Source organism: Microbulbifer sp. NBRC 101763 (genome assembly GCF_040371615.1).
GTDB classification, from domain to species: Bacteria; Pseudomonadota; Gammaproteobacteria; order Pseudomonadales; family Cellvibrionaceae; genus Microbulbifer; species Microbulbifer variabilis.
Map to the genome: position 1 here is coordinate 486,471 of NZ_BAABQV010000005.1, position 17,657 is coordinate 504,127.

A 17,657-nucleotide genomic window follows, 5' to 3' on the forward strand; every position below is an offset into this window, starting at 1 on the left:
TTCCGTCGATGTTTTACGTTGCGATAGCCGGCCCAAACAACAGGCCAGCGAGAAATAACCGCCCCTTGTGCAGGCGGGATTGATAAGTGTGCAGGCTGATAAACAGATAGCGAGCGCTTGCCCTTTGTTCGTCCAGACCTTCGTGCAGCAGCAGCGAACGGGCCTCCACTTTCAGCACCTCGTACAGCTCCGGGCTTTCGCGTTTGATCGCTGCCATGGCCCACTCTACCGGCGCCGCAATTTCGTCGCTAATACCCAGGCCGTTGCTGGGGTTGCCCCGGCTGGCGTTGGCTAATGCAGTGCGCTGTTTTTGTCTGAGCCGTGAACCACTGCGCGCGGCGTGAACCTCGATGGAACACAACACGCTGCTGCCACTCACCCCGCCCAGATCCAGGGCCACCGAGCCCCAGAGGTAAAGCTTGTCTTCCAGGGCTTCTATCAATTCAGGGCTGATACGCTCCCCCACTTGCAGCCCCTCAATAGGTCCACAGCCAGGGACGTGGACGCCCTGGGGCTAAGTTGTTACCGCCGATATGAATAAACCGATCTTGTGTGAGGCCTCGCTGGTGCGGGCAAATGGCAGTAAATGGCTGCGGCTGGTTTTTTTGGAGGTGGAACCAGTTGTAAACATGCAGTGATCGCATTAACACGTGCGCAGCGGCACCATGAAGACGTTCTCGCGCTCTCGCGCTCTCGACGAAGCATATTCGTGAAGAGGAGGCATTAATTGTTCAAGCCAAGACGGAAAAGCAACAGATAAAGTTATCGTCACACCGGCTAAAAGAGGCCGTTGAAATGGCCCTGTCTACCAATACTCAAACCAAGGTGCAGACTTCCCACATACTAAGAGGCCATACCGGTCGCGGATATACACGCACTGGCTTCAATGCGGTATGGCAAAGGGAACAGCGTGCAGCTCTGGAGAGTGAGGCAATCAAGGAGCGCTTTCGGTTTCATGACCTCAAAATTAAGGCAATCTCCGATTTTGAGGGTGACACTCAACGCTTCTCTGGACATAAAATAAGGTCCATGGCTGAGCGCTACAATCGCACTCCAGACCACGTAAATACACTCGATAAAACCAGAATTGGCACCAAAGATTGGCACCGCAAGGCCCAAAACGAAAAAAACCCGCACTAGGCGAGGTTTTTAGTCCTTGAAAAACAAGGAAGAATCTGGAGTGGCCGACGGGGATCGAATCCGCGACCTCAGGAGCCACAATCAAACTTAAATCTCTACAACTATCATACATTTACAGACCTTTGTGTGTAAATATCAAGGTGGTTCAACATCACAATAAACCCCATGATTACTCAGCTTGTCAGTTTTTGACACACTTGAAAGCTGTACACTTACACAGCAACTAGACTGCAATCACGGGTTCTTGATCTCAACGAAGGATATAGGCAAGCAATGTAAACGCCTGCCTATGCCACTTTCCTGTACACTTTCAACACCCAGACATGGTAATCCGCAACCAAACGTTTTGTTGAATCGGTCCTGCGCTTGTATCGTTCCCAAGCTAATTCTGGAGCAGTAACATGTTCTACCGCTATTCATAGTTTACAATTCCGCTAAGTGGCTACGCCGGCACAGAGGTTATTGAATGAAATACTGGTCGATGTATGGCTTGCGTAAGGCGGCATGGACAAACTTTTCCGAACTGACCGAGCCCCATATCGCTGAAATTATGCTGGGACACAAGCTGTCAGGTAAAATTAGATCCGCTGCTTATAAAAAAGGTATAAGGGATGTTGAATGAATAAAGTACACGTTACATTTTTAATTGGCCTTTTCACTTCAGGTGTGGCCGTTGCGGAAAGTTTTCATGAAGATGTTGGCATTGGGGTTACAAGCCCTCAAGCTACATTACACATTAAAGATTCAGGAACAACTAATCCAGCAATTCTTATTTCTGGTGCCAGCTCTGAAGAAGGTGATATAGCAGTTCTGAATAATGACACATTGCAAATTGGCAATTGGATAGATTCCACTGAAACTTATATTGAGTGGCTATCGATTGACACTTCAAATGTTAACCCCTCTGCCAATAATAACTATGCGGATGAAACCACAAAGACCAGAATGAAACTTATTGGCGACAACAGTCATTCAACCATATTTCATTATTCAGGCTATGACTCTGGCATATCTATAATAGAGAGAAAAAAGAACGAGGACAATTGTGAGTCTGATAAGGAGGAGGATAGGGAGAAATGTTATTACATCCCTTATCGAGAAGAACTTGCATTGAAAGCGCATTCTGACAGCGTTAGCGATGATAGTAATGGGGCCGGCGCTCACTTTTACGGAGATATGGATAGCCAGCATGCCGGTTGGATTGGTTTTTTTACAGGAGGCAAGACAAGGCTGAGTATAAATCAGCAAGGGCGAGTAGGTATAGGTTCTAAAAATCTCCTTGTGGATTATGAAAATCATTATAAAGGACGCTTTAATATCATTATTGATGATGAAAAAGAACAAGAAAAGGCAGAAGAAAATAAAGATGAGCCTGCACTTTATATCGAAAGAGATGATTCCACTAAAGGTTATATTGCATGGAAGCCTGAGAAAGATCTCACGATGGGAACATGGGAAGCTTCAGCCGAATCAGTAGATGCCGACCTAAGTATTGATGGTGATTTCAATGAAATCGTAAGAATTACGTCTACAGGAAATTTTTCGGTTCAAAATCCTATTAAAAATGATGATTCACCGGGGTATATACAATTAGATACTTCAGAAGGAACTCCTCCTGACTCTGATTGTAATAGCTCATCAGATGTAGGCCGCATGACAATGCACAAATATGATTCGTTGCTATATGTTTGCGCATCATCAGGCTGGAAAAGCTTGCCCCTCTAAGAAGTCAACAATTAAAGATTATTAGTTATACCTTTAAATCAGGTGAGCCATAAACCTCACCTGATTTAGGCGTTACTTGCTAAAAGTTAAACTTCCACAGTCGCTTCAAGTCACCACCCTAGGGAAATCCCCCACCGAGTGGTATAGGCAGGCGATGTAAAGGCCTGCCGCATCTTCCATTTCTTCTGAATGCCTTCAGCCCCCAGGAATAGAGTCCCCCGTCCAAACTTGCGGTTGATGCTATCAATGGCTTGCATAGTCTCCCTAGCCCTTGCCGATTGGCCTGGTGTGAATAGATCACCTTGCCCTAGCGCGTGCGGGATAATCTCAACAAGCCCCACTCCTGCATTCATAAAGCGGCACCCTGACCGGTACAGGCCAGCAACAGCCTTTCTCACCAGCCGCACGATTATTCGCGTATCGTCGGTAGGGTATAGTGTCCGCACAACTGTGCTGCGGCTGTAGTAGTTGGGCTCATGGGGCGAGGTATGCAGAAACACATGAATCGACTTTACGAGCGATTTCTGAGCCCGTAGCTTCTCCGCCGCCCTGCTTGCGTACAAGGTAGCAGCCTGCAGTATCGGCTGTAAGTCGGTGAGCTTTTCACCAAAGGAGCGGGTGCAATAGATCTGTTTCTTCGCCGGGGGGCTCTTCCTCCAAGCCAAGGCAGGGAACCCCGTTCAACTCCTCAATCGTTCGCTCAATGTTCACATTGATATGGCGGCGCAATATTTTCGGATTGGCCTGCGCCAGGTCATAGGCTGTCTGTATGCCAAAATCCGCCAAGCGCTTGGATAGTCGCCACCCTATGCCCCAGACGTCATTAACGGCGGTACGGCGCTGAATCCATTACCACTTTTCTGGTGTATCCAGAGCGCAAACCCCATCACACTTGGGGATTTTCATTGCTGCTCTGTTGGCTAACAAAGTACCACTTCGTGCAGATTCCATTTCCTCCCTTTATTGCCAGACTTTATGCTCAACTTCCACTGGAGTTTCGACGGCATATCCATAGGGTTGTAGAGAGCAGCTATGGAAGACTCGGCGATAACATTCGCGGCACGAGCCGGAGCTGCAAAGCGGCGGAGGTCCAGCAAATACGCAGTATTTGCGATCGTGCCCGCACTTATTATGTGTGATTACGATTAGCCTTAACTTTATACATGACAACATGAGTTAAGCTACGTACGAATACTACGATAGCAAAGACCAAGATTGAAATACCTAACGCAGCACTATCACCTACTATACCTGAATCATAAGCCGGATTACTTTCGCGCTCCGCCTGCAAGAAAAACATAAGCCACAATAAAAACCATACGGCAGCAGAATAGATCAGTAGTTTTTTACCCCAAGGCAATACTAACGGGGAAAATACTATCACCGATAGAAGGCCCAATACGAAAAGTGCCATAAAATCCTCTTACACATAACGTCGTGCCAACCGGCGAATTGTAGTTGCTTTTGATTTTTGCCATTTAAGTACAAATTAAAAGCAACGGAAATGGAGCAACCATAGTCACTTGTTAGATGACGCTTTCTGGAGAAGAACTTCATTGACTTTACACTCAGTTGCTGGCTGTATTTTGTTACAAGTTATTTGATATTTTTGCATAGGGCCACTATCAACAAGTGCGTATGACTCCCCTTTTGCTAAAAGAAACCATGTATCATCCTTTTTTGCACAAACAGACCATGGAAAGAAACTATGAGCCATAATCACAGAAGTGAAATTAAATTGCTGAAGCGGTGCTAGGTAAAATTCTCCTTGAGCATTTGTAGTTGTTTCGGCACTTTTACCCTCACAGTGATCCGAATCATTCCCTGATATGACATGAATTGGCAGATTATTTGCTGGTACTCCATTCTCCTTTACCTCTCCTGTCATTTCAGGGGTCAGATTACTGTAATGGGGCATTGGTACACATCCAGTCATGATTAATGCTAGAACTATGATTACACTCCGCACTTTAGTCACCTAACGCCCCGCGTAGGGGCAGACAAATAAGCACAGCGTTTTGGCTGTCCCAGCGATTAACGGGAGCGATTGCTGCGGCTTGTTATGTGTTTGGGTAGAATACAAGGCAACTACCATCGTGAAGAGCACTTTCGTAAAAACCCCTAAACCCTCTATGAAGATCAGAATTTAAAGCCTCGACTTTTAGGCTGTTACCTTTTAGATCGCTGACACCCACAAAGCCGAAGTTAGCAATTTCGAGTGTGGCGGCCTCGAAATAAACTGCATCTTCGGTTTGCCGAAGAAAAAGAAGACAGTCGTGACTATCTCCTTTCTCGGGAGGACTCCAGTTGTATTTCGATTCTCCTGAGTACGTACCGTTAAAACCGTAGAGATATACTTTCTTCATCGTTTACACATAACGCCGCAAGCAAAGGCGTACGAAGTGCGTCCAGCCCGCAGGGCGATTTTGCCTTGCCTTGTTAGAAGTTGTTACTTGCATTGAATTGGTTTTAGAACCTCTTCGCCATATAGTACTTCATATTGTCCAGGTTTATCTGTATCAACCACCTCTATGAGCGGTTCTGCCATATACAGACAAAATTGATGCTTGTTATCTATGAATACGGGCAATTTTTCTGGATTTTCAAATTTAGCGAAACCGCCACTCACCAATGGTTTTAGCTGAGCAGCATCAAACCCAACTGACAATTTGCTTTTAGTATTATTCTTTATTGCTAGATCAATACACGCAATAGCCTCTGTAAAAGGCAACATAAACAAAACTGGAGCTATTCTATGTATTTTCATAATTGACTTCTAACGCCAAGCTAAGCGGCGCGCGTTAGCGCGTCCTTGTTTGAGCGCCTTGTTATGCGTATATGGCACGAAGCTCATTCACCACGCCTTTATATTCTTTGCCCACCAAGCCAAGGCTTTGATGAAAACGAAAACCTGACTTTTTGATTTGAGCAGCGTCAAGTGCCTGGCCGGCATGATTGGCTGCCTGCTCGTTGTTACCGCTATCCGCGGAAATGATTGCCTTTGCAGCATGCCACCGAAAATGATCGACGGGAAACATTACCCGCCCCTGATGCTCATCTAGGGCTTCGTTGGCAGACTGATACAAGTCAGTAAGCTTATACTCCACGATGAGCATTGGGTAGAGAATATATGCTTCGGTTTTTAGATTTGGAAATACCGACTCTCGCTCTAAGGCCTTAATTAAAGAGTTGATTGCATTTTTGATTTGACCTTTAGCGATATATGCAGTCGCCATATCACAGTAAGCCTGAGCATGATCGAAGTCATCTTTTAGCTGGAAGTATTGTTCTAGTAGTGAAAGTGCAACATCAGGCTCTGTGCTGGCAATGGTACAAGCCTGGATCCGCAAATACTGTTCTTTTCGGCGAGCACGCTTAAGCTTCTCGAAGAACATGCTTTCAATTTCTTCACTCCACTCTTCGTTCCTATACCAATCTTCATTACTCACTCGGTACTTCCTTTACGCATAACGCCCTGCTAAAGGGCCGAAGTGAAGACGAACGTTTTTGTGTAGCGCAGCGTTAACCCAAAAACGAGCGCCGAAACGGAGGTTCAAGCCGCAACGCGGCTTAACTTTGAGCGGCTTGTTATGCATATATATGAATGAATTCCCTTACACACAAATAAAAGCTTACTAAAAACACAATAAGAACCACTAGGCTAAACCTAGCAACGTTAATTTCTACTGCTGAATTACCAATTTTGGTAGGTAAGAATATAGCTTTAGCGAAAGCAGAAAAAAATACGGATATCGAACCTGAGCTATGCGTGGTTCTTGTATTCGATTTATTTAAAGATATTTTCAGCAAATAACCAAGTCCACCGAGCCAGATAACTGAGGCTATAGAACTAACAACAAAATAGAAAATCAACATTCTTCCCCAAAAGATGCATAATGCCCGGCTAAAAGGCGCGCCGATAGGCGCGTCCAGCGGAACGAAGTGGAGCGGTTTTTGAGTCGCTTGTTATGAATTTCTACTACCATTGGCCTCTTCTGCCTGATCGGCAGGGCATTCTATTTCTGTAAGTACGAATGATGGAACCATGTTGCCAACAATCGGAATTACTACTGCACCTAGAGCCGCTTTATTAGGGCTACCCTTCAAACACGCTGTCTCGTTCGGTTTTAGCTCTATTTCTATCGAAGAAGACGGGCTAGCATCAGCCTTAGCTTGAATGGTATGAATACCTGAATTCATCTTGACTGAACCATACTGCCCACTCCTCAGCCTGAGGAAATATTTGTCTGATTCGCCAACATACATGCTTATTGCTCCATTCTGAAATGCAGATTCCCGAAATACTTTTAGCTCTGATATTTCGGAACCTTCAGTGACCAATTTCAAGTCAGTGGAAAGGCTAGTACAACCCGTTGCGAGAACAGAAATCCCTATCAAAAGTTTCTTCATAAAACACATCTATATTTTCCTCTGTATTCATAACGCCTCAGTATGCGGCGAGCGTAGCGAGTCCGGCGGAAGGCTGCAAGCCTGGAGCGCACATCACTGACTTGTTAGGCATTTTCTGCGATCATTTGGCAAAACACATCTGGATCCCAGGTCTTTTTATCGGAAACTTGGCCGTCACCTAGTTCTACTAACCGTAACACACCATCAGACCTTTGAATTACATCGACTGAGTAAAATGGTGCCGCATGAATTTTTGATATCTCTGAGACCAAATCAGGCACATTTCCATCAGCTGAATATGCCCTTCCATTTAGAACGAAATATCTTTGCTCGGTTTCTGGGAGATACTCCTCAACTCTTCTTAGTGATATACCTCCCTCGATCTCTCCTCTGTGCTCTTTAATAAGACTTACAATCTCTAGCACTTCAGATGGTGAATTAGCTATCGAACCACGCTCGTTATAGTTCGACTTTACAAAGTCCTTAACGAAGAAACGCCCCCAACCTAAATCATCGGCTAATTTCTCTAAATCCTTTTCTGAATCAGAAAAAATGGTTTCTGGTGTTAATTTTTTACAACTCTCATACCAGCAGGGTAAATGGTGTGAGCGAATAAAGCTTTGAGGCGGGGTGAGCATTTTTCCACCTTTACGCTCCACCATTGATGTGAGTTTTTCATAGACGGACGGTTTCATCATCCATCCACGATATAAAATAAGCTCTCCCTTATTTAATTGCGGTTTTGGGCGAAACTCATCAAATTCAACTGAGTCGTAATCAAATAGGGAGCAATCGACTCCCCTAGACTTGAGTGAAAGATACTCATCCCTAAAGGGGCCGTCAGCTTGCTTTTCGCCTAATGGATCAGCCGGAAATATTATTCTCATACTCATTTACTGCCTAACGCCCAAAGCAGTGGGCGCTTTAGCGGTCCGACTGCCTTTGCTTGTTAACCCTTTCATCCTTCAATGCACTTTCATAAGCTGAAACCCAGATCTGCTTTTCTAAATTCGCCATATAATGTTTTTGAAACTCATCTATCCCGCTAATCCAGGCGTGAATTCTTAGAGGTTCTTTGGCTGTAGCCTTAATAGTAAACCACATCGATACCGGTGAATACGTTATCTCTTCTATTTCGCTCCACTTATATTCTCTGAGCCCTCGCCATCCTGATGTTCCTGCAATGCCACCGGCTTTCAGGGTGATCTTTACCGTAAAAAATTCAATATAAAAATAAGCTGTAAAGATAAAAGCTGCCGAGAATAGCCAAATAACTGCTCGCGCATCTGACTCTGTCTTTATTGGAACGAAGATAAGAGTAAGAAATAAACCACCTATAGATATAATGGAAAGGGCGAGACCGGCACCTCTAATTGAATTCGCATACGTAAGAAAAACATCCCCATTCTCCATAGAGATTGGCTTGGCATTCTTTGAGGCTCCAAGCATCAGCACAAGTACAAAACCAGCAATTGCTGAAATCAACACATAATTCACTCAATACTCCTCTGGGTTAACGCATTGCTAAGGGGCGTTTTTAGTTGTTTTGATTTGTGTTATTTAAGCACAAATTGAAGCAACTAAAAATACGTCCCACTTGCGCAACTTGTTACGCGTTCGGACATTTAACACCGCTACAAAACTCTTGCACACCGGATGAAAGACTACTTACGCCACATTGTTCTTGAAGCCGATTTTCCATTTCAATAATAAATGGATAAATTGTGTCTATTGCTTCCTGCGGTGGGTAACAGTTTAAACAACCGTACCCATGCCTGAATTCTACCTCACCATTGTACGATTCGACGAAATAAAAGTCGTTTTCAATGCCTTTGTAAGTGTACCAGTAGCGATGAATTACATTCGCCTTCTCAATGCCATGGAGAGTCAATGGTCTTCCTCCGCTCTCTGTGACGTACTCTATTTCTGTGAGGCCTTCAATGGACTTGGCTGAAGTGATGACGCACTCACTGGCAGGCACAGGTTCGAAGTAGGCGACCCTGGTGACACCTCGTATAGTGTCACATCCTATGGCAAAGACAGCCGAAATTAAGATCACTACAAGCTTCATTGCAATAGTTCGCATAACGCCCCGCACGGGAGCAGACAAATAAGCGCAGCGTTTTGGCTGTCCCAGCGACCAACGGGAGCGATTGCTGCGGCTTGTTAACTGCGATCATCCTCAGATGCAACCGCATTGAATATTTTGGCTAGCTCAGAACAGACGGACATAGGTACTCCCGTAGTTAGCAATGCTCCTTCTTGGAAACAGATATTGCCAGCTTTCTCACCACCCTCGCAGTAGAATGCCACCCCTACACCAGAAAATATTACTTCTTCATGAGTAAATGGATTGACTCCCTTTCTATCCGGGGCTTGCTCAAGAAGTTCATGTTTAGAAATAACCTCGCTCCACAGATCAAGATCGATTCCTTCAGTATCTTTGACAATCTTGCCGAAGTCCATCAACTCTCCTTAGCAGTTAACGCTGCCCACAAAGGCGGGCGCTTTTCAGCGCGTCCTTTTGCTGGGCCTGGTTATGTGCTTGACTTTCCATTGGAACTACCTATTTTCAGTTTATAGCATTGACGCTAAAGATCTTTGCATCGGTCTGGCGTTATCTATTTTGATTCCGGGTTTGATACTTTCTTTTTTTTCCAAATATTCCTGCCCAGAATAGGCCCTCGAAAGTTACCCCGAGAATGACAAAGAATATGCCTCCTACGGGAACACCGAAGACATAGCAAGCTACTGCTGTAAAGAAGCAAGCGACAATGAGTACTACCCTAAATATCACGTTCATTAAATATTTCTCTTTCTAATTTTTTAGGAGCACATAACGCTCGCAATAACCGGCCGGAGCTGCACAGCAGCGGAGGTCTGAGTTAATTGCCTTGTTCTGTGCTACTTGCACATGGGTACTTAGTGTAAAAAGCTTTTCGGACTAAATCAGCAACACCTGCGACACCACTTTCACGATACTTAGTAACAGTTTCAGGATTATTGTTGATGTATTCGACAACCACACTAACCATCTCTTTATTTGAAATATCTTGCTCAGGAAGACAAGTCAGAGGATTGTCAGAGTTACCATCAAAAAAATCTACTCCTTCCACGATGCCTGAGATAAAGCCGAAACAAAATCCTACACCAATCAAATCTGCCTCATTTGGAACCCTAGACTTCAATAAATAAATCGAGCTGTAAGCCTTACATCCGTTGACTAAAGTATCGAAGTTACCAGCAGCAATTGAGCTATGAGACATTAAAACAAGTACCAAAGCTAAAAATACATTCTTAAATCTCATATCAGAACTCTCAATTGCACAGAACGCCTGGCGCAACGGCGAAGCACATAGTGCTGAGTCCGACAGCCAAAAGCTGCGTATTGCCGCCACTTGTTATGAGTTTTTGCCATTTTCATAGTGATAATGCTCTTGAGAAGCTGATGTAAAGCTGGCAATGAATTTTGATGATGACTGATGTTCTTTTTTAGGCTCAAAATACTGGTTTTCAATTGCCCAGTCATATGCTGATTGATTAAGCGGATAAAGCGTAAGCATTCCTGTTAATTCATTTTCTGATATCCATTGCTCTGCCTTGGGGAGATCACTAAATACAGCCGAAGTGTACCTCGCAGACTCTCCATGAAATACGTATATCTTATCTTTCATCCGAATACTCATTTTTACACATAACGCCCGCAACAGGGGCGACCAATGCTATGCACATTTTGTGCGAAACTGGGAGCACAGCGATCCGCACAAAATGTGCATAGCGTTAGGCGTCCCGCGGGGACCCGAAGGGCCGGAGCATCCTGCTTGCGTTTGTTATGCATTTAGCATGCCACTTCACGAATCTCTTCAATTGCAGGTAACCCAGAAAAAATGCCGACTAGCCCAGACACATAGGTAGTCTTACCAATACACCCTTCCATCTCTAAGTGAACGCTGCCATTTCTAATTGCTGTGTCGGAGAATAATAGTAAACTCAATATGTTAGCTGGAGGCTGTGTCTGTAAATTAATATGATCTTTTGACGGGATTAATACTAAAACATTGCCTCTAGGCGGTTTGTACATATAACCGACAACTTGAACATGCTTGCCATAGTAATTTTCAAACATACCGACAACCATAGGCACATCTCCTCGCATAAACCCGCCGAACGGCTTATTACTACAAGCGGTCAGCCCCAAGAGAACTAGTAGTAGTATTGATTTAGTATTTCTCATGAATTCATAACGCCACCGGCAGGGGCAGCTTACCTTGTGCGCGTTTTGCGCGAAAATGGGAGCGAAGCGACCTGTGCAAAAGGTGCACAAAGCAAGCTGTCCCGCGGAGGGCCGCAGGCCCGGAGCAAATTGCCCGGCCTTGTTATGCTAGCGAACCTCGAAAATATAAAGTTTCTTGGGCTTACCTTCCATAGGGACCCAAACCTCTTTGACTCCTTTAAAGTCCAAGACTAAATCTGCCTCTTCCAATATGCTTTGGCCTTGAATGAGCCCATCCCAGTAAACTCCACCACAGGTCCAGTAAAATGGTGCTTCTTTTTCAGGGATATTTACTACTAATTCGCCACTTTCCGGCCTGGTGATACTTAATTCGTGTTCTTTGAATGCAGCCGCGGAAATGAAATTCTTTCCTTCAATACTCATAATTTCAGGAAGTTCTATTTCCCTCACCTCTTGGGACGCACAACCGCCAATGGTAATCAAAATTATTGCGAGAAATATACGATTCATTTCATTCCTACTTGAGCATAACGCTTTGCTAAGGGGCAGCCGAAACGCAGTGTAGGCTGTCCCACGGAGGCCGCGCTTTTTAAGGCCGGAGTGAACTTGAGCAACTTGTTATGAGTTTTCGTCAAGGTGCCACCCTACGATATCACCAACATCATCGTAGACGTTGTAAATAACCTCGCAGTCGCAGAAACCGCCGTGCTCACCAAGCCAGGGAACAACCACCTTTGGGTCTATCTGTTTAGACTTTAGAAATGCAACTGTCTCTTTGAGAGTGTGATCGCATTCTGGAGCAGATTCACGGTTTAAAAAGGAAAGTAAATCCTTTAACTCGTCAATCCCCATAGGGATAGACACACAAATCTCATCTTGCTCATTCTGTCTGTACTGAGCCTTTAATCTCTTTTTCTGCTCTTTATCCATACTTAAGACTCATAACGCCTTTAGCTGCGGCCGTAGTGCAGGCGCGAAGCGCCGAAACGGAGGTCCAGCCCCGAAGGGGCGATGCTGCCTAAACTTGTTAAATGCTGGTGGCACATAGCCAGCTACTCCACTCGTTTTTCTATGATTTCAGAAATGCACTCTGTGCCGCAAATTTTGCAACTACCGCTAATATACTTGCGGCCATTTTCAACGTACAACTCTGGGTTAACGATGCCGAGATCTGCTTCGTTGCACTTGTCGCACCAAGAGTCATTGAGGCAAATATCTCTCTCAATTTCTGGCAGCGTACTTAAATCGATAATTTCTCTCATTTTATCTCTGGCATTTAACAGTTTATTAATGAGCCAGTGGCTCACTATCCATTTGGCCCCTATTTCTGGGAGGAAGCCTCCAAGCTCCGCAGAAAAGCCTTTATTTACAGCAGGTTATAAACTATTGCCTAAATAACAACCAGAGATAGTGAGCCATCGGCTCAAGTCGTCTGGTTCGACCTCCCGCTCTTGAACACATTTTACCCATAATTAAATCAATAAGTTAGGGGGACTTTCTGTAGATGTAAGCCATGGCTCTATAATTCGGGCTTTCGCACCGGCGATACGTCCACTCCACTACTGAAAACCACAGCCAGTATCACCCACTCGGTATCGCATAGCCGCAATAGAACTATGCACAGCTAAACGGTTTGCCACTTCAACAATACAACTCGCCACTAAATCAGCGGCATGGTCGGCGACGTTTACTGGCTGGCCTGCATCAGTCTGCAGAGTCTTGGTGGTGACATAAACACTGGACATCAGATCGCCAGCGCCATCAGTTTGTACTGTGTTTTGGTTGTCGATTACGGCAATCGTACATTTAAGTACTGCAGCAGCCTGAGCATCGCTATTAGTGGGCTCGGTGGTCTGGGTTACCGTTGCACGCACAATAGTGCCGGCACTGTGGCCGTCGTCGATGGTGTAGGCGAACTGCCAGGCCTCCAGACCTGGCACTGTAATCGGGGAAAAACTGGGTATTATCTATTCCTTTGCTTAATCAGATTTATGTACGCCGTTATGGGTGATGATGCGGTGCTGGGGATCGATACCGGCGGCATAGCTCTTGCCACCTACAGAGACCTTGTACACGGTACGCAGACCAGCGCATTCGACCCGCTCGACATGCTCCCAGGTGAGCGGCTCCTCTTCATGCAAAACCACCAGCTCAACGCCCTGGCAGTGCTGCGCCTCGTAGACCCGCCCTGCACGGTCGGTAACGGGGGTTTCACGGCTGCAAATTACCTGGGCACCGCTTGTTGTGGTGAGCAATACGCAGCGTATTTCTGGCTCTGCATCTACCGCGCCAGTAATGAGGCTTAGATGGGTTTCCTCGTCGCCGGTATCCCAGCAGTCGATCAGGTCTCCGCTTTCGAAGTTTTCCGCAAGTAAACCTTCGCGCAGCCAACTACCTGCGGCAACGCACCAGGGATCTCTAGGGACTGTGGTTCCACCTCCATTGCTCGGGGCTGTAATGGTGCCTATACCTCGGCGCCAGGTGCTGGCGGCCAGCTGGTAAATGTTGGTAGTTGCGTAATAGGTCACCGCACCGCCCTGAGTGCCTGGATCATCGCAGTACACGTAGTACGTAGTGTTGAAGGACAACCCAGTAATGCTGCCACTGTTGTAATTAACAATGCCGAAACCAAACTGCACCGAATGCGCGGCAATCGTGATTTTTGCGGTACTGCCATCATCTGAGCCGGACAGCGCGGAACTGGTAGGCAGGCTGGCAATACCAGATTGAATCATCGGCAGATTGCGCTGGTCCTCCACTTCCACCACATCGATTTTTATATAATCGATTAAGGTATCACCCGTTTTAGCCGGATAATTGCAATAAAAAATTGGGGTAATAAAACGGACATTCGCCTGCATCGTGGCTGGGTTGCCAATATGGTTCGCTCCTCTAGCGCCACTGTATTCAGCATTGCCACTAGCGTTGCCTTTAACATAGGCCACCTGCGTCTGCCAACTCTGCCCCACTATGTTTAAGTTGGACGCAAGGATGTAATGCTGACTGCTAAATGTCTCGGCACCGCTAGCATTACAAATGCTTGCCAGCACCATCATAACCAGCCAAACCTGCATACATGGTGCGATCCGCATCACCGGAAACCCCACCGGGTGCTTTCAGCGATGACAACATGCCGGCAATCTGCACCCCTTGAGTGATAGCGCCGGCGATCATTGGAATATTTTGTGGAAAACCGATCTCAGAAGCCTTGGCAATATTCTTTACTAGCGAAACCCCAGTAGAGAAAACAGCCATAGCCATTTCAGCTTTTGCCGCTTTTTGGTTGTAGGCAGCGGCTGCAGACAAGATCTGCCCGGCACCGGCAGTAAACATTTTCAGCTCGCTTTTGTTGGAAGCCTGCTCAAGCTTTTCGCGCTGCTTTCGATGTTTGTTTTCTAAAAGGGTGAGTTTGCGTTCATATTCATCATGAGCGAATATTTTGCTGGCATAGGCCTGATCGAGCAGGGCCATTTCTTCATCCTGCTGAACCTGTAATTGTTCCATCTCGGTAAGCCAGGAAAGCTGCAGGGTTTCCAGACGGGCCACCATGCGCTGACGTTCTGCATCTGTAAGGCCATCGGCGCCAGCTTGGTTACCGCCGCCCTCACCCCTGCTCTTCAGCCAGGGCCATTTGATAGCGTGCTTTCTCGCGCTCAGCATATTCAGCCCTCAATGCCTCGGTAGATTCGAAACCTCGCTTTCTAAGTTCTTGTTCAGAAATTTGTAACGCGGCTATTTGTTGCAGCCGCTGCTCATGGTCGAGTTGAATCTTGCCACTCTGGTCGGCGAGAAATTGATCCAGCTGACTCAACTGCAGAGAGCCCGCATCTTGTTGACGCTTCAATTCAGCTGCAGCGCGGTCAATTTCTGCCTGCTCCCTGGCCGTCGCTGCTGCTTCTGCCGCTTTTTTCTGATTCTCCCGCCGCGCCATTGCCGCTTTTAGATCGGCATCTTTCATTTCCTGCAGCTGCACACGGTATTTTTCTACCCAGTAACTCTGCTGTTCAATCTGGGCCGTTACGCCTTGAGCGGTCGCTTTCTCCAATAGCTTCTGATGCGCGACATACTTATCTTGCAGCTCGAAATATTTATCTGCGCTCTTCTCGGCTTCCGTTGGCATCAACACGGTGCGCCACCTGCTCACAGTGTCGGCGACAAAACCCACACTCTTGGAGGCCTCCTCGGTCCTGCCCATTGCCTCCAGAAACTCCTGCCAGTTCTGGCTTAGAGTATCGACCTGGCCGGCAAGCCCGCCCGCCTCACCGGAGGCAGCCCCACCTACCTGTTGTGCCAGCTTGGCCAGGATGAAGCGCTGCGTTTCGGCAACTTGGCCACTCGCCTGCATGGTCCTGATCTGTTCTTTTTCTGTCTCGGTAAACGAGACACCAGAACGCTTCAGTGCTGTCAGGCCGCTAGCTGGGTCTTCCAGCGCCTTACCAAGTTGTAACGCTGCACTTTTGGCATCGCCACCCATTACTGCTGCCAGGTCTTGCGATAGCACAATGGCTTGGTCAAACACGTCGGTTTGCACTGACTTAAAGGTAAGCAGCACACCCTGCGCATCGCGGATACCGGAAACGCTCGCCAGGGTATTACGAGCCACCGAGCGCGCCTGCTCATCCAACTCCTGGGCAGTGCGTCCACTGGCATTACCTGTGGCCCTTAACAGCGCCTCAATCTTGAGCTGTTGCCGCTCCATCGCTTCAGCAGCCCGGATGCTCTTGTAAAAAACAGCGGTAACACCAGCCACCCCGGCACCAAGCAGTGCCCAGCTGGCCGCACCAGTGGTCAGCAGACCATTGAGCGCACCGACTCGACCGGAAACCCCACTTAAGGGGCCATCAATCGCGGCGACGCCCTGAGCAGCACCGCGCATCGAGCGACCAAACATATCACCAGCGGCACTGGTGGACTTTATCTCGCAGGTGAGCTGCTTATTGCGTGCGGCGGCCTGGGCCATCTCCCGCTTATATTGAGTGGAGCGCAGCTCCAGGTTTGCCACCATGGTGGCCATGGAAGTTTGTTTTGCCATTGCTCAGCTCATGGAGTTCCAGATTGCGATTTGTTGCTGCACGGTTTTTGGCTTGTGCGGCTGAGGTAGGAAGTTAGAGACTTTGCCCCCCAGTGTGCCTGCGGCAATATGGGCGAGTTGCCACTGCCAGACTTCGGTGTTTAAGGGACGCTCAGAATGATATTCATACCAGTGATCCAACTCGGTAGAACTCATGGAGCGCAACATATTGAAATAGTCGGGACGGTTAAAATCCCGCGCTAGCTGTCGGGCGAAATAGAAACCCGGCACTAGCCTTTTTTTTCGTTGTCCTCGCTCTCTGGTTCGCCGCTCTCTCTTTCAGTGGATGCTTCTACATAGAGACCAGATAACTTGGTCGCAGGTACATAAAGCACATCAATTAGCTTAGGGGTAACGCTGCGGATCAATCCCTGATGAATATCTTCCAGTGATTCCTGACAATCCGGCTTCATCCAAATCGCATAGGCAACCAGTAGCAATTTCTTGCTCACCTCTCCCAGCTGGAAAGCCCAAAGCTGACCGAAGTTTTCCAGTTCAGTTTCCGGCAGCTCTTCATTCTGTGGCAGTGGAATATCTTCGGTGGTCTTTTGCATGTATTCACAGCGGTGGTAAGCGCTCAGCTCAAACAGCTCTACTTTCTGCTGGCCAAATAAAACAGTTTCGGATTCTAAAATAGGCGCAGGAATAGAATTCATGATTGACCACCTGCCGTTACCGAAGGCTTGCCGGAAATTTTGAACTTCACGGTGCGGGTAATCTTGTCATCCTTGGGCACCGCCTTACCCCAGCCGGTAATGTGGGCGATTAATTCCACCGTTGTACCTTCGGGATACTCGATTTTGTAATGTTTATTGGTATCGGAGTCGTAATCAGCACGCAGGGCCTGCTGGCCACTATCACTCTCTTTCCAGATCAAGGTAATGGAGACCTCACCGGCATCACGTAAGCCAAAAGGGTCGTAATCCATATACCCGCTGGTACCATCAATCGGGGTCATCTCAACAGAACCGCGCGACTCCTCGCCGGGGTCGATATCCAACATGCCCGCCACTGGCGTATAGGAGTTGCCATCATCGCTGCGGGAAAATTTTGTTTTATAACCTTGTGCCATCGTTG

Annotated in this window: 28 protein-coding genes; 3 read left to right on the plus strand and 25 right to left on the minus strand. The window is 47.0% G+C overall.

Annotated features, from left to right (window positions below; genetic code table 11):
* Positions 1-13: 13 nt before the first annotated feature.
* A complete protein-coding gene (locus ABWV76_RS15060) occupies positions 14-466 on the minus strand; it encodes a hypothetical protein (protein ID WP_353376450.1) in 453 nt (150 codons plus the stop codon).
* A gap of 329 nt (positions 467-795) precedes the next feature.
* Here ABWV76_RS15060 and ABWV76_RS15065 point away from each other — a divergent pair, with 329 nt between their 5' ends.
* From ABWV76_RS15065 to ABWV76_RS15075, 3 genes are all read left to right on the plus strand, one after another.
* On the plus strand, positions 796-1,140 hold the full coding sequence (locus ABWV76_RS15065) for a site-specific integrase (protein WP_353376451.1): 345 nt from the start codon (positions 796-798) through the stop codon (positions 1,138-1,140).
* Positions 1,141-1,606: 466 nt separating this feature from the next.
* Positions 1,607-1,762 (plus strand): hypothetical protein, encoded by a 156-nt coding sequence (locus tag ABWV76_RS15070; RefSeq protein ID WP_020411261.1) that lies wholly within the window; start codon positions 1,607-1,609, stop codon positions 1,760-1,762.
* Entirely contained in the window at positions 1,759-2,865 is a 1,107-nt protein-coding gene (locus tag ABWV76_RS15075) for a hypothetical protein (RefSeq protein ID WP_353376452.1), read from the plus strand. The genes ABWV76_RS15070 and ABWV76_RS15075 overlap by 4 nt, the downstream gene beginning before the upstream one ends.
* A 110-nt stretch (positions 2,866-2,975) precedes the next feature.
* Here the strand turns inward: ABWV76_RS15075 and ABWV76_RS15080 are convergent, their stop codons facing one another.
* From ABWV76_RS15080 to ABWV76_RS15195, 24 genes are all read right to left on the minus strand, one after another.
* Positions 2,976-3,530, minus strand: coding sequence for a DUF4113 domain-containing protein (locus tag ABWV76_RS15080; RefSeq protein ID WP_353376453.1), 555 nt, complete (start codon positions 3,528-3,530; stop codon positions 2,976-2,978).
* 464 nt (positions 3,531-3,994) lie between these two features.
* Positions 3,995-4,279 (minus strand): hypothetical protein, encoded by a 285-nt coding sequence (locus ABWV76_RS15085; protein ID WP_353376454.1) that lies wholly within the window; start codon positions 4,277-4,279, stop codon positions 3,995-3,997.
* Between the two features lie 105 nt (positions 4,280-4,384).
* The gene (locus ABWV76_RS15090) at positions 4,385-4,783 is read right to left on the minus strand and encodes a hypothetical protein (RefSeq protein WP_353376455.1); all 399 of its coding nucleotides are present in this window, start codon (positions 4,781-4,783) and stop codon (positions 4,385-4,387) included.
* A gap of 142 nt (positions 4,784-4,925) precedes the next feature.
* Positions 4,926-5,231 carry a hypothetical protein gene (locus tag ABWV76_RS15095; RefSeq protein WP_353376457.1) on the minus strand — a complete coding sequence of 102 codons (306 nt, stop codon included), beginning with the start codon at positions 5,229-5,231 and terminating at the stop codon, positions 4,926-4,928.
* Between the two features lie 83 nt (positions 5,232-5,314).
* Positions 5,315-5,632 (minus strand): hypothetical protein, encoded by a 318-nt coding sequence (locus tag ABWV76_RS15100; RefSeq protein ID WP_353376458.1) that lies wholly within the window; start codon positions 5,630-5,632, stop codon positions 5,315-5,317.
* A 61-nt stretch (positions 5,633-5,693) separates the two neighbouring features.
* On the minus strand, positions 5,694-6,314 hold the full coding sequence (locus tag ABWV76_RS15105; protein WP_353376459.1) for a hypothetical protein: 621 nt from the start codon (positions 6,312-6,314) through the stop codon (positions 5,694-5,696).
* Between the two features lie 517 nt (positions 6,315-6,831).
* Positions 6,832-7,275: a hypothetical protein gene (locus ABWV76_RS15110; RefSeq protein ID WP_353376460.1), complete on the minus strand. Its 444-nt coding sequence runs from the start codon at positions 7,273-7,275 to the stop codon at positions 6,832-6,834.
* A gap of 104 nt (positions 7,276-7,379) precedes the next feature.
* Positions 7,380-8,168 carry an ATP-grasp domain-containing protein gene (locus ABWV76_RS15115; RefSeq protein WP_353376461.1) on the minus strand — a complete coding sequence of 263 codons (789 nt, stop codon included), beginning with the start codon at positions 8,166-8,168 and terminating at the stop codon, positions 7,380-7,382.
* A gap of 31 nt (positions 8,169-8,199) precedes the next feature.
* The gene (locus tag ABWV76_RS15120; RefSeq protein ID WP_353376462.1) at positions 8,200-8,772 is read right to left on the minus strand and encodes a hypothetical protein; all 573 of its coding nucleotides are present in this window, start codon (positions 8,770-8,772) and stop codon (positions 8,200-8,202) included.
* 112 nt (positions 8,773-8,884) lie between these two features.
* Complete coding sequence (locus ABWV76_RS15125) at positions 8,885-9,361, minus strand: hypothetical protein (protein WP_020411272.1); 477 nt, start codon at positions 9,359-9,361, stop codon at positions 8,885-8,887.
* A gap of 80 nt (positions 9,362-9,441) precedes the next feature.
* On the minus strand, positions 9,442-9,741 hold the full coding sequence (locus ABWV76_RS15130; protein ID WP_020411273.1) for a hypothetical protein: 300 nt from the start codon (positions 9,739-9,741) through the stop codon (positions 9,442-9,444).
* A gap of 419 nt (positions 9,742-10,160) precedes the next feature.
* The gene (locus ABWV76_RS15135; RefSeq protein ID WP_353376463.1) at positions 10,161-10,583 is read right to left on the minus strand and encodes a Rap1a/Tai family immunity protein; all 423 of its coding nucleotides are present in this window, start codon (positions 10,581-10,583) and stop codon (positions 10,161-10,163) included.
* A gap of 93 nt (positions 10,584-10,676) precedes the next feature.
* On the minus strand, positions 10,677-10,949 hold the full coding sequence (locus ABWV76_RS15140; RefSeq protein ID WP_020411276.1) for a DUF7710 domain-containing protein: 273 nt from the start codon (positions 10,947-10,949) through the stop codon (positions 10,677-10,679).
* A 164-nt stretch (positions 10,950-11,113) separates the two neighbouring features.
* Positions 11,114-11,413 carry a hypothetical protein gene (locus ABWV76_RS15145; protein WP_353376464.1) on the minus strand — a complete coding sequence of 100 codons (300 nt, stop codon included), beginning with the start codon at positions 11,411-11,413 and terminating at the stop codon, positions 11,114-11,116.
* Between the two features lie 243 nt (positions 11,414-11,656).
* Positions 11,657-12,019 carry a hypothetical protein gene (locus tag ABWV76_RS15150; protein WP_353376465.1) on the minus strand — a complete coding sequence of 121 codons (363 nt, stop codon included), beginning with the start codon at positions 12,017-12,019 and terminating at the stop codon, positions 11,657-11,659.
* A gap of 108 nt (positions 12,020-12,127) precedes the next feature.
* Positions 12,128-12,439, minus strand: a complete 312-nt coding sequence (locus tag ABWV76_RS15155) for a DUF2695 domain-containing protein (protein WP_353376466.1) — start codon at positions 12,437-12,439, stop codon at positions 12,128-12,130.
* Between the two features lie 122 nt (positions 12,440-12,561).
* Complete coding sequence (locus ABWV76_RS15160) at positions 12,562-12,771, minus strand: hypothetical protein (RefSeq protein WP_353376467.1); 210 nt, start codon at positions 12,769-12,771, stop codon at positions 12,562-12,564.
* 297 nt (positions 12,772-13,068) lie between these two features.
* Positions 13,069-13,449 carry a hypothetical protein gene (locus tag ABWV76_RS15165; RefSeq protein WP_353376468.1) on the minus strand — a complete coding sequence of 127 codons (381 nt, stop codon included), beginning with the start codon at positions 13,447-13,449 and terminating at the stop codon, positions 13,069-13,071.
* Between the two features lie 39 nt (positions 13,450-13,488).
* The gene (locus ABWV76_RS15170) at positions 13,489-14,604 is read right to left on the minus strand and encodes a hypothetical protein (RefSeq protein ID WP_353376469.1); all 1,116 of its coding nucleotides are present in this window, start codon (positions 14,602-14,604) and stop codon (positions 13,489-13,491) included.
* Positions 14,540-15,169, minus strand: coding sequence for a hypothetical protein (locus tag ABWV76_RS15175; protein ID WP_353376470.1), 630 nt, complete (start codon positions 15,167-15,169; stop codon positions 14,540-14,542). The genes ABWV76_RS15170 and ABWV76_RS15175 overlap by 65 nt, the downstream gene beginning before the upstream one ends.
* Entirely contained in the window at positions 15,114-16,541 is a 1,428-nt protein-coding gene (locus ABWV76_RS15180; RefSeq protein WP_353376471.1) for a phage tail length tape measure family protein, read from the minus strand. The genes ABWV76_RS15175 and ABWV76_RS15180 overlap by 56 nt, the downstream gene beginning before the upstream one ends.
* A gap of 3 nt (positions 16,542-16,544) precedes the next feature.
* Entirely contained in the window at positions 16,545-16,811 is a 267-nt protein-coding gene (locus tag ABWV76_RS15185) for a phage tail assembly protein T (RefSeq protein WP_353376472.1), read from the minus strand.
* The gene (locus ABWV76_RS15190; protein WP_353376473.1) at positions 16,811-17,236 is read right to left on the minus strand and encodes a phage minor tail protein domain-containing protein; all 426 of its coding nucleotides are present in this window, start codon (positions 17,234-17,236) and stop codon (positions 16,811-16,813) included. Before ABWV76_RS15190 ends, ABWV76_RS15185 begins: the two co-directional genes overlap by 1 nt.
* Complete coding sequence (locus ABWV76_RS15195; RefSeq protein WP_353376474.1) at positions 17,233-17,652, minus strand: phage tail tube protein; 420 nt, start codon at positions 17,650-17,652, stop codon at positions 17,233-17,235. The genes ABWV76_RS15190 and ABWV76_RS15195 overlap by 4 nt, the downstream gene beginning before the upstream one ends.
* Positions 17,653-17,657: the final 5 nt, after the last annotated feature.